This window comes from Streptomyces sp. NEAU-W12 (assembly GCF_026242095.1).
GTDB lineage: Bacteria > Actinomycetota > Actinomycetes > Streptomycetales > Streptomycetaceae > Streptomyces.
In genome coordinates this window covers 39,900-51,869 of sequence record NZ_JAPJDM010000023.1, presented here as the reverse complement: position 1 = coordinate 51,869, position 11,970 = coordinate 39,900, and the positions used below count along the sequence as shown (strand labels likewise).

Sequence of the window (11,970 nt, the reverse complement as noted above, 5' to 3'; positions counted from 1 at the left end):
CCCCCGGGTCGGGGAGCCGCCGCACAGGGGACGGCGGCTCCCCGACCGCTCCCGTCCGAAAGGCAAGAGGCAGCCATGACCACCGGCACCCACGAGACATCCGGCACGGGCGCCGCCCGGCAGTCCGCCGAGGGCGCGCACCACCCGGCAGGGGCGGGCACCGCCACCGCCGCCCACGAGGCCGTCGACGGCGGCACCTATCAGGTGCTGCGCGACCGCCTCACCGCGCGGGCCGCCGAACTCGCCCGTCGCGCCGAGGAGCTGAACCGGCTCCGGATCGAGACCTTCGGCACCGCCGAACTGCGCCTCACCGGCACCGAACGGCTGCGCACCGACCGCACCAGCGTGCCCCGCGACGTCGTCGCCGTGGGCGACGTGCTCCTCTTCGGCTACGGCGCCCGGCCCCGCCCGGAGACGGACACCGCCGTCGGCGACGTCCTCGCCGCGCACGACCGCGACCTGAGCCGGCTGCCCGCCGACGCCGTGCCCGGACTCCTCGACGACCCGGATTTCCTGCGGGAGTTCAAGGCCCTGCACCGCTACTACCGCCAGGCCCGCCTGCTGCGGCTGCGCCGCGTCGACGGCAGACTCCTCGCCGTGTTCCAGACCGGTGAGAAGGCCGGCGACATCCGCGTCCTGCGCTGGTCGGTGTCCGAGGACGGCCGGGCGGCCTTCCTCGACGCGCGCGGCGACCGCGACCACGCCCGCACCCCGGACCCGGACATCGCGTGGACCCGCACCACCCGCGAGGACCACGTCGTCGGCCGGCACCCGCACGTCGGCGTCCAGGGCGAGCTCTTCGTCGACACCCTCGGCGGCACCCTCACCGTCAAGACGGAGAACGACACCGACACCGCCGACGGCATCCACACCGAACCGGTCGACGAGCCGCTCCAGTCCCTCGCCGACGCGGAGATCGCCCACGCCCGTGTCGGCGCGCTGATCCTGCTGCGCGTCCTGCCCTACAAGGAGACCGCGTACCGCCACCTCGTCTTCAACACCCTCACCCGGACCGTCGTCCGCCTCGACGGCATCGGCCAGGGGTGCCGGCGCCTGCCCGAGGACCAGGGCATCGTCTTCCCCGGCGGCTACTGCCTCGCCGCCGGCACCCACAAGACGTACGAACTCGACACCACCGGCATGGCGTTCGAACGGGAGGTGCGCTCGCCCAACGGCGAGGACGTGCTGTACGCCTTCCACGCCCCCGGCCGGGGCCGCGCCCTGCTCCTGTCCTACAACGTGATCCGCAAGGAGGTCGCCGCACCGCTGAGCTGCCACGGCTGGGCGCTCTTCGACGACGGCGCGCTCACCCTGCTGCGGCCCGACGGCGACGAACCCGCCCGCGTCCACCCGCTCCAGTTGTGGCACTCGCCCTACGTCTCCGACACCCACGCCGCGGGCCGGCCCGTCGGCGACGGCCCCCTCGACCGGGTCGGCAACGCCGACCTCGTCCGCGGCGTCTCCGCCTGCCTGTCCCTGGTCCGCTCGGTCACCGGGACCACCCCGACGACCGAGGTGTACGAGGCCCTGGTCGCCGCCTGCGTCCGCACGGCCGACGCCCACCACTGGCTCGGCGACCCCGAACTGGGCGACCTGCGCGGCCCGCTGGAGGACGTGCGCACCACCGCCGAACAGGTCCTGGCCGAGTTCGAGACCGTACGCGACCTCGGCCGCCGCGCCGCCGCCGCGCTCGACGAGGCGGCCGGCCGCATCGGCTCCGTGGTCCGCCGGCTGCGCGGCGAGCAGCCCCGCGAGGCCGCCGCCTGGGTCGCCGGCCTCACCGAACTCCGCCACGCCCAGGGGCATCTGCTGACCCTGAAGGAGATGCGGTACGCCGACCACGCCCGCATCGACGAACTCGCCGCCGACGCCGGCCGCGACCTCGACTCCTTCGGCCGGCGCGCGGTCACCCACCTCGCCCATGAGGACGCCTTCGCCGCCCACCACGCCGACGTCGAACGCCTCGTCGCCGACGCCGAGCAGATCGGCACCGCCGCCGAGGCCGTCCCCGTCGCCGCCCGCCTGGACGAACTCGCCGACGGGCTGCGGACGGTGACCGAGGTCGTCGCCGGACTCGAGATCGGCGACGCGACCGTCCGCACCGCCGTCCTGGAACGCGTCGCCGAAGCACTCGGCGGCGTCAACCGGGCCCGCGCCACCCTCGACGCCCGCCGCCGCGGCCTGCGCGACCGCGAGGCCCGCGCCGGGTTCGCCGCCGAACTCGCCCTGCTCGGCCAGACCGTCACCGGCGCCCTCGCGGCCGCCGCCGACCCCGAGTCCTGCGACGAACAACTGACGCGCGTCCTCGCCCAGCTGGAGACCCTGGAGTCCCGCTTCGCGGAGTTCGACGACGTCCTCGGCGAGCTCGCCGACCAACGCACCGAGATCTACGAGGCGTTCTCCGCCCGCAAACAGAGCCTCACCGACGCCCGCGCCCGCCGCGCCGAACAACTCGCCTCCGCCGCCGGACGCGTCCTGGAGGCCATCGCCCGCCGCTGCGCCACCCTCGCCGGCGCCGACGAGATCAGCACCTACTTCGCCTCCGACCCCCTGGTCGCCAAGGTCCGCCGCACCGCCGGCGAACTCCGCGACCTCGGCGACCGGGTCCGCGCCGAGGAACTCGACGGGCGGCTCCGCTCCGCCCGGCAGGAAGCCGCCCGCGCCCTGCGCGACCGCACCGACCTCTACGCCGACGGCGGCCGCGCCATCCGCCTGGGCAGCCACCGCTTCGCCGTCACCACCCAGCCCCTCGACCTCACCCTCGTCCCGCACGGCGACGGCCTCGCCTTCGCCCTCACCGGCACCGACTACCGCGCACCCGTCACCGACCCCGCCCTCGCCGACGGCCGCCGCCACTGGAACCGGCACCTGCCGTTCGAGTCGCCCGAGGTCTACCGTGCCGAACACCTCGCCGCCCGCCTGCTGCACGAGCACGGCCCCGACACCCTGCAGGCCACCGACGACCTCGCCGGCCTCGTGCGCCGGGCCGCCGAGGAGGCCTACGACGAGGGATACGAGCGCGGCGTCCACGACCACGACGCGACCGCCCTGATCACCGCCCTCCTGCCCCTGCACGACGGGGCCGGGCTCCTGCGCCACGAGTCCGCCGCCCGCGCCCTCGCCCTGCTCCACTGGACGCACGGCACCACCGCCCCCGAACGCGCCGACCTCACCCGCCGGGCCCGCTCCCTCGCCCGTGTCCGCGACGCCTTCGGCCCGCCCCCGGCCCTCGCCGACCTGCGCGCCGAACTCGCCCGCCGCATCGCCGACCGGGACGACGGCAACGCCGGCACGGGTGGTGCGCCGGCCCGCCCGGAAGCCGCCGCCGCCTACCTCTTCGACGAACTCACCACCGGCCCCGACGGGTTCGTCATCAGCGCGCAGACCCGCACCCTGCTCGACAAGTTCCGCCGCACCGTCGCCACCGAGGCCTACGACGCGGACCTGCCGGCCCTCTCCGGGCTCTCCTCCCGCCGTCAGCTCGTCGAGGCCTGGCTGACCGCGTACACCGCCGCCACCGGCAGCCACCTCACCCCCGGCGACCTCGCCGAAGCCGTCGCCGCCGAACTCTGCCCGGATGTGCCCCGCCACGAGTCCGACGCGCCGCTCACCGCCACCGTGGACGGCCTGCTCGGCACCCACCCCCGCATCACCGACCGCCGGCTCACCCTCCGCCTGGACGAGTTCCTCGCCCGCACCGAGGAGTTCAGGGACCGGGACGCCCCGGCGTTCCGTGCCTTCCAGCGCCGCCGCACCGCCCTGGTCGCCGCCGAGCGCACCCGGCTGCGCCTGGACGACCACCGCCCGCGCGTGATGTCGTCGTTCGTCCGGGGCCGCCTCGTCGACGAGGTCTACCTCCCCCTCGTCGGGGACAGCCTCGCCAAACAGCTCGGCACCACCGGCGGGTCGGGACGCACCGGCACCGGCGGCCTGCTCCTGCTCGTCTCCCCGCCCGGCTACGGCAAGACCACCCTCATGGAGTACGTCGCCGACCGGCTCGGCCTCGTCCTGGTGAAGGTCAGCGGTCCGGCACTCGGCCACTCGGTGACCTCGCTCGACCCGGCCGAGGCGCCGAACGCCACCGCGCGCCAGGAGGTCGAGAAGATCAACTTCGCGCTGGCCGCCGGCAACAACACGCTCCTGTACCTCGACGACATCCAGCACACCTCGCCCGAACTCCTCCAGAAGTTCATCCCGCTCTGCGACGCCACCCGCCGCGTGGAGGGCGTGTGGGAGGGCGCGCCGCGCACCTACGACCTGCGGGGCAAGCGCTTCGCCGTCTGCATGGCCGGCAACCCCTACACCGAGTCCGGCGACCTCTTCCGGGTGCCCGACATGCTGGCCAACCGCGCCGACGTGTGGAACCTCGGTGACGTCCTCACCGGCAAGGACGACGCCTTCGCCGCCAGCTTCGTCGAGAACGCCCTCACCGCCAACACCGTCCTGGCCCCGCTCGCCGGCCGCGACCGCGGCGACCTCGACCTGCTGATCCGCCTCGCCGAGGGCGACCCCACCGCCCACGCCGACCGGCTCACCCACCCGTACGCGCCCACCGAACTGGACCGCGTCCTGGCCGTCCTGCGCCACCTGCTCACCGCCCGCCGCACGGTCCTCGCGGTCAACGAGGCCTACATCGCCTCCGCCGCCCAGTCCGACGACGCCCGCAGCGAACCGCCGTTCCGGCTCCAGGGCTCCTACCGCAACATGAACAAGATCGCCCAGCGGATCCAGCCGGTCATGAACGACGCCGAACTCGCCGCGGTCGTCGACGACCACTACGCGGCCGAGGCGCAGACCCTCACCACCGGCGCCGAGGCGAACCTGCTCAAGCTCGCCGAACTGCGCGGCACGCTCACCGCCGCGCAGGCCGCCCGCTGGACCGAGGTCAAGGCCTCCCACGTCCGCACCCACGCCCCGGGCGGACCCGACGCCGCCGCCCTCACCCGCGCCGTCGCCGCCCTCGCCCTCCTCGGCGACCGCATCGCCGCCGTCGAATCGGCCATCACCCGGGCCGCCGACCCGCGCCGGCTCATGACCGGGCCGCCGGCCCGGCACACGCCGCCTCCCGCACCGGGGCCGTCACCGGAGGAGGGAGACCTGTGACCGGACCGGACCGGACCGGGACCGGATCGGACCGGGGCGCCCGGGTGCCCGGGACACAGGACACGGGGCACGTTTCCCGCAGGGCGACTTTCGGCCAACGATCGCCAAACGCCCAAGAGGACCCAGGGCAGGACTGTCCCGGTCGATGAATGATCAATAACCTTGTGCGCTACATCAGTTATTGGATCCCAGGGAGCTTCATGTCCACCGCGCAGCAGGTGCCCGACATCCTCTCACCCGAGTTCGCCGCGGACCCCTACCCCGCCTACCGCGTGATGCGCGAGAGCGCACCCCTCATCTGGCACGAGGCCACCCAGAGCTACATCGTCTCGCGCTACGAGGACGTCGAGCGCGTCTTCAAGGACAAGAACAACCAGTTCACCACCGACAACTACGACTGGCAGATCGAGCCGGTGCACGGCAAAACGATCCTTCAGCTCAGTGGGCGGGAACACGCCGTGCGCCGCGCCCTGGTCGCCCCCGCCTTCCGCGGCAGCGACCTCCAGGAGAAGTTCCTCCCCTTCATCGAGCGCAACTCGCGCGAGCTCATCGACGCCTTCCGGCACACCGGCTCCGCCGACCTGGTCACCGACTACGCGACCCGGTTCCCGGTCAACGTGATCGCGGACATGCTCGGCCTCGACAAGGCCGACCACGCACGCTTCCACCGCTGGTACACCTCCGTCATCGCCTTCCTCGGCAACCTCTCCGGCGACCCGGAGGTGGCCGCGGCGGGGGAGCGGACCCGGAGCGAGTTCGCCGAGTACATGCTCCCGATCATCCGGCAGCGCCGCGCCGACCCCGGCGACGACCTGCTGTCCACGCTGTGTGCCGCCGAGGTCGACGGCGTGTCGATGAGCGACGAGGACATCAAGGCGTTCTGCAGCCTGCTGCTCGCCGCCGGCGGCGAGACCACCGACAAGGCCATCGCCGGCATCTTCGCGAACCTGCTGCTGAACCCCGAGCAGCTCGCCGCCGTGCGCGAGGACCGCAGCCTCATCCCCAGCGCGTTCGCCGAGACGCTGCGCTACACCCCGCCCGTCCACATGATCATGCGTCAGTCGGCCACCGAGGTCTCCCTCAGCGGCGGCACCATACCGGCCGGCGCCACCGTCACCTGCCTGATCGGCGCCGCCAACCGGGACGAGAGCCGGTACCGCGACCCCGACCGCTTCGACGTCTTCCGCGAGGACCTCACCACCACGACCGCCTTCTCGGCCGCCGCCGACCACCTCGCCTTCGCCCTCGGCCGGCACTTCTGCGTGGGCGCCCTGCTCGCCAAGGCCGAGGTCGAGATCGGCGTGAACCAGCTCCTCGACGCCATGCCCGACGTACGGCTCGCCGACGGCTTCGACCCCGTCGAGAAGGGGGTGTTCACCCGGGGACCGCAGTCCCTGCCGGTGCGCTTCACTCCGCTCACGGACTGACCCCCGAGGACGGACACGGGCTCCGCCCCCGGGGAGCCCGTCCGTCCGCACCGCCCGCCGGGGCCTGCGGCGGAAGGGGCACCTGCCGTGCGACGCCCGGCACGAGCCCCCGCCGCACCGCCCGAAAGCCCGGGCACGCCCGGTACGGGGGCTTCCGGGCGGCACGCCGGGAGCACGCCTCCCCGAAGCTCTCGGCTTCGCCCGAGCAGGGGCCCCGTGACGCCGTGCGACCGCCCCTCGGGCGACGACGCGCCTTCCGCCCCAGGCCCTAATGCACCACCGGCGTGAACTGCACCGGCAGCGCCGACAGCCCTCGCATCCAGATCGACGAACGCCAGGACAGGGCCTTCGCCTCCACCGCGAGCATCAGGTCCGGCAGCCGGTCCAGCAACGTCTCGACGGCCGTGCGCGCCATGACGTCGGCCAGCAACGGGGCCGGGTAGGGGCAGCGGTGCTCACCGTTGCTGAACGACAGATGCGCGGAGTTCTCCGCACCGACGTGCCCGTCGGGCCAGATCTGCGGATCCGTGTTGGCCGCCGCCAGCCCGAGCACCAGGCAGTCGCCCGCCCGGATCTGCCGCCCGCCGAGCTGTGTGTCCCGCACCGCCCACCGGCCGATGAAGTTCTGCGTCGGCGTGGCCAGCCACAGCACCTCGTTGAGCGCGTCGGCCACGCTGAGCCGGCCGCCCGAGACGTTCAGCGCGAACCGTTCGTCGGTGAGCAGCAGCCGCAGCGTGTTGCAGATCCAGTTCGCGGTGGGCTGCTGAGCGGCGGCGATCACCGAGATCAGGTCCTGGACGACCTCCTCGTCGGTCAGCCCCGCCGGGTGCAGCAGCATCCGCGAGGTGACGTCCGGGCCCGGCCGCTCCCGCTTCTCCTTCACCAGCCGCGTGAGGCGTTCGGCCACCCGCCCGTACGCGGCGACCGGGTCGTCGCCCTCGGCCGCGTCCAGCGAAATGCGCAGGTCGTCCACCAGCTGCTGGGTGTCGGTGGCGCCGAGCGGCATCCCGCACATCTGCACGACGGCACGGGCCGGCACGGCGTGCGCGTACTGACTCATCAGCTCCGCGCGCCCGCTCCCCGCGAACTCGGGGATGAGCCGGTCGGCGATCTGCCGGCAGTTGCGGGCCAGCTCGAACTGGTCGACGCCGCCCAGCGCCTCGGTGATCACCCCGGCCCGTCGCCGGTGCTCGTCGCCCTCGGTGAACAGCACCGACGGCTGGTATCCGACGAACGGCAGCAGCGGCCAGTCCGGCGGGATGTTCGGCCACTGGTTCCAGCGCCGCGAGTCCCGCGCGAACAGGTCGTCGTGCCGGGTCACATAGGTGACCTCGGCGTAGCCCATCACCAGCCAGGCCGGGATGTCCCCGTCGAGCAGTACGGGAGCGACCGCGCCGTGCTCACGGCGCAGTGCCCGGTACAGCTGTGACGGGCTCTGCTGGTACTCCAGCCCGGCCAGGCGCACCGCGCCCGGGTGGGCGGGGCAGCCCGGCGGGGCCTGCCGAGCGGGGGATCCGGTGTCGGTCACGGTGTCTTCTCCCGGGCCATGGCCAGTGCGTAGAGGTGGTCCACGAGGGTGATCAGTACGTCCTTGCCGGAATGCCGGCTCCGCGCGTCGCAGTCGATCAGCGGCACGTGCTCGGGCAGGGCGAGCGCCTGCCGTATCTCGTCCAGGGAATACCGGTTCTCGTCGTCCTCGAACCGGTTCACGGCGACGACGAACGGCGTCCGGTGGTGCTCGAGCCGGTCGATCGCGTACCAGGAGTCGTCCATCCGCCGGGTGTCGACGAGGACGACCGCGCCCAGCGTGCCGGAGAACAGCCGGTCCCACAGGAACCAGAAGCGCTCCTGCCCCGGAGCACCGAACAGGTAGAGCACCATGCGCTCGTTGAGGCTGATCCGCCCGAAGTCGAACGCCACGGTCGTGGTGGTCTTCGTCGTCCCCTCGCCCGGCTCGTCGACGCCGATCCCCGCCTGCGTCATGACCTCCTCGGTGGTCAGCGGCCGGATCTCGCTGACCGAGTGGACCAGGGTGGTCTTGCCGACGCCGAAGCCGCCCACGATGACGATCTTCAGACCGGTTTCGGCGGCGTCGGCCAGGGGCGTGCGGCGGGAGGGGAGCTCAGATGTTGCGGAGCCCATGGAGAACCTCCTGGAGAAGGGCGGAATCGGGGAGCGAGGCGACGGCCTTCGCCGCGTGCGGATGGCGGGCCGTGATGCGGCTCGTGGCGAGCAGGTCGCCGAGCAGGATCCGCACCACGGTGATCGGCAGGCTCAGCTCCGCGGCGATCTCGACCAGGGCCGTCGGATGACGGCACAGCTCGAGGATCCGGGCGTGCTCCGACTGCATTCCGGGGGTGGGCTCGCATTCACTGACCACGAGGGTGACCAGGTCGAACGCGTCATCGCTGCGGCTGCGTCCGTTGGTGACCAGGTAGAGCCGGTCGGGGTCACCGGTGTCCACGGGCCTGCGCATCACGACGTGGCACTTCCCCGGGCGGACGTCCGGGGCTCGGCCCGCAGGTGCTCCCCGATCTGCTCGACCAGCTCCGTCATCTGGTGGCCCACCACGCTCGGGTCGGCGCTCTCGTCCGCGAGGGCCGCCAGGTGCGCCCCCTCACCGGCCTCCACGATGAACAGCAGGCCGCCGTGGAACTCGGTCATGGAGTGACGCACCCCGCCGGTCCCGTCGCCGAACTCGACGGAGGCGCCCTGGGCGAGCGCCTGGATTCCGGAACAGATCGCCGCCAGTTGGTCGGCCTGGTCGAGCGACAGATGCTCGGACCAGCACAGCTTGAGGCCGTCCCGGGACAGCACCAGCGCGTGCCGGGTGCCGGGCGTGCGCTCCAGGAGACTCTGCAGAAGCCAGGTGAGGCTGTTGTCGGTGGTCTGCATGGTGGGTGTCGGGACGGTGGTGCCGGGCTGACCGGTCACCGCCCGTTTCTCCAATCTCACGAACTCGAGCGGGGAGGGGGGGATGGGACGCCGATGCCCGGGCGCCGTACGGGGGGACGGGGGCGTGGGCCTACGAGGAAGCGGACGGCCCGGATTCCGGCTCGCCGGCCTTGTTCCCGGACTGGCGTCCCCGGTGGAAGGCACCGAAGCGGGAGCCCGCGTCGCGTGCCGGACCGTCCGCCGGGGTGCCGTTCGCAGGGCCGGGGGAGGGCCGGCGCTGCTCGCGCTCGCGCTCCGCCTCGGCCATGGTGCGTCCGGGCCTGCGGACGGGCAGCCCGTTCGGCGTGGCGCTTTGGGACCTGCCCTGTCCGGGGATCTTCGGCCGTGCGGCGGGCCGCTCGGCGGTGGGCCGCGGCGGTGCGGTGCGGGGCATCTCCACGGCGGGCGGTGCGGCGGGCGCGGGCGCAGGTGCGGCGGGGGCCGCGGGCGTGGCCTCGGCCACGGGCGGGGCGGCGAGCGGGCGGGCCGCGGCCTGCCCGGGGCCCGGGTCCCGCTGCTGGGCGAGCAGCTGCGGGGGCAGCAGGACGACGACGCCGGTGCCGCCGCGCGAGGACGGCCGGAAGTTGACGTCGATGCCGTACTTCGTCGCCAGCCGCCCCACGACGGCGAGACCGAGCCGCGTGCCCTGCAGCGAGGCGAGGTCGGGCAGGAGGCCGGCCACCGCCTCCTCGGCGTGGCGCATCGCCGCGTCCGCCATCTTCAGGCCGCTGTCCTCGATCGTGACGACGATGCCGGCGCTGCGCTCCTCCACGTACACGTGGACCTCGTCGATCGGCGGCGAGAAGTTGGCGGCGTTGTCCATCAGCTCGGCGAGCAGATGCATCACGCCCTCCGCCGCGAACCCGGAGACCGCCGCGGTGCTCGACGAGTGCAGCCGCACCCGCCGGTAGGCGGCGATCCGGCCGACCGCGCCGCGCAGGATGCTCTCCATCACGATCGGCTTGTTCCACGCCCGGCTGGACCGGCCGCCCATCAGCAAGGCGAGGCGGTCCGTCATGAGGCCCAGCTGCGACGTGCTGTGATCCAGTTTCAGCAGATCACCGAAGACCTCCTCGCCGTGCCGCTCCTGCATCTCCCTGAGGTCGGCGAGCATGCTGACCGCCTTGGCCTGGACGCGGCTCAGGGACTTCGCCGAGGTGGCCTGCGCGGCGGCGGCCCGGCGCTCGCTGCGGGCCAGCTCCCGGACGAACGACTCGGCGGGGGCCCGGAGCATCGGGGCGTGCGACCACTCGAACTCGGCGAGCACCGTGTCCGCCGAGCTGCCCTCGTGCAGCTTCGCCACGGCGGCGGGCAGCTCCTTGTGCGTCAGCCGCTCCACTTCGGCGGCGATCTCGTCCAGTTCCTGCCGGGCCTGGAGAAGTTCGGTGCTCAGGGTCCCGGCGTGCTGGACGGACTCCGCGCAGGCGGTGGCGAAGGCGTGCATGATCCGCCGCAGCTGCGGGTCGGACGGCGGGGCCGCGCTCGTGAGGGCGTCGCCCACGTCGGTTCCGTCGCGCAACCGCTTGACGACGGCCGGCATCGTGACGTTCACCAGGTACGCCGACTCGGCGTTGAGCTGCTCCAGCCGGTCTCTCAGCTGGTCCGTCTCGCGACCCCGTTCCCAGGCCGCCCGCCGGGCCCGGCCGACGAGCAGGGCGCCGACGAGGACCGCGACGGCCACGCAGCACCAGGCGACCGCGGCCGACACGAGCGTCCACGTGGTGGCAGCGGCGGGCGCCATCGCCACCGCCGTCCCCGCGGCAGCCGCGCTCACCACCAGGACGATCGCGGGAACGGCCGGCGAGGCCTGTGGCGCCTTCTCCGGCCGGTGCTGACTGGGCGGTGCAGGCACTGACATTCAGCGGTCCCTCGGTACTCGAGTGCGGGAGGAAAAAGAGCCGACGGCACGCGCGCCGACCGCAGGCCGGGACGGATCCGCCAAAAGGACGACCGTCGTCCGGACGAAAACTGGCCCCATGCTAGTCATCCGGATGTGTGGGGAACCTTGTCTGCGCACGTGGTCCGCCGTCGGAGCCGATTTCGTCGTGAATATGCTGGTGGGACATGGCCGCGTGGTACGGCTGCCGAGCGGCCACCGGCGCGCCCGGGAGGCTTGGACGCAGGGGTACCGCTTGTCCCTCGCATCCGCAACGCCCTCCGCTTCCCGGTCGGTTCGGCGTACTCGCGCTGCCGCCCGGTGGCCGATTTTCGGCCAACTGTACGGCACTGAGCTGCTGTTGCGATTGCACGGGTTCACGACGCGGGGTCCTCGGGATCGCCCGTAAGGGGGACGTTCCGGATGATGTGGTCAGGGGGCGGAGCGCTCCGCCGGCAGGTCGCGGCCACCGCCGCCGGCTCCTCCGGGGCGCGAGGGGCGGTGCCCCGGAGGCCGGCAGCCCCCACGCGCGCAGCAGGTGCGCGGCCGCCCCTCCCCACGGGGCCCCGGCCCGGCCGCCGCGAGGAGGTCCGTGCGGGCCGGTTTCCCGGCCATCGGGCCGGTACGGCA

General features: G+C 73.5%; 7 protein-coding genes. 2 read left to right on the top strand and 5 right to left on the bottom strand.

The window, feature by feature from the left end:
- The first annotated feature begins 75 nt into the window (after nucleotides 1-75).
- A complete protein-coding gene (locus tag ORI94_RS26455) occupies nucleotides 76-5,103 on the top strand; it encodes a DNA repair ATPase (RefSeq protein WP_266080076.1) in 5,028 nt (1,675 codons plus the stop codon).
- A 200-nt stretch (nucleotides 5,104-5,303) separates the two neighbouring features.
- Nucleotides 5,304-6,530 carry a cytochrome P450 gene (locus ORI94_RS26450; RefSeq protein WP_042171345.1) on the top strand — a complete coding sequence of 409 codons (1,227 nt, stop codon included), beginning with the start codon at nucleotides 5,304-5,306 and terminating at the stop codon, nucleotides 6,528-6,530.
- A 268-nt stretch (nucleotides 6,531-6,798) separates the two neighbouring features.
- On the opposite strand, the gene ORI94_RS26445 is transcribed toward ORI94_RS26450, so the two are convergent.
- From ORI94_RS26445 to ORI94_RS26425, 5 genes are all read right to left on the bottom strand, one after another.
- Complete coding sequence (locus tag ORI94_RS26445; RefSeq protein WP_266080073.1) at nucleotides 6,799-8,058, bottom strand: cytochrome P450; 1,260 nt, start codon at nucleotides 8,056-8,058, stop codon at nucleotides 6,799-6,801.
- On the bottom strand, nucleotides 8,055-8,672 hold the full coding sequence (locus ORI94_RS26440; protein ID WP_266080071.1) for a GTP-binding protein: 618 nt from the start codon (nucleotides 8,670-8,672) through the stop codon (nucleotides 8,055-8,057). Before ORI94_RS26440 ends, ORI94_RS26445 begins: the two co-directional genes overlap by 4 nt.
- Nucleotides 8,653-9,009, bottom strand: a complete 357-nt coding sequence (locus tag ORI94_RS26435; protein WP_266080069.1) for a DUF742 domain-containing protein — start codon at nucleotides 9,007-9,009, stop codon at nucleotides 8,653-8,655. Before ORI94_RS26435 ends, ORI94_RS26440 begins: the two co-directional genes overlap by 20 nt.
- The gene (locus tag ORI94_RS26430) at nucleotides 9,006-9,464 is read right to left on the bottom strand and encodes a roadblock/LC7 domain-containing protein (protein ID WP_266080215.1); all 459 of its coding nucleotides are present in this window, start codon (nucleotides 9,462-9,464) and stop codon (nucleotides 9,006-9,008) included. Before ORI94_RS26430 ends, ORI94_RS26435 begins: the two co-directional genes overlap by 4 nt.
- 91 nt (nucleotides 9,465-9,555) lie before the next feature.
- A complete protein-coding gene (locus ORI94_RS26425) occupies nucleotides 9,556-11,322 on the bottom strand; it encodes an ATP-binding protein (RefSeq protein WP_266080067.1) in 1,767 nt (588 codons plus the stop codon).
- Nucleotides 11,323-11,970 lie beyond the last annotated feature (648 nt).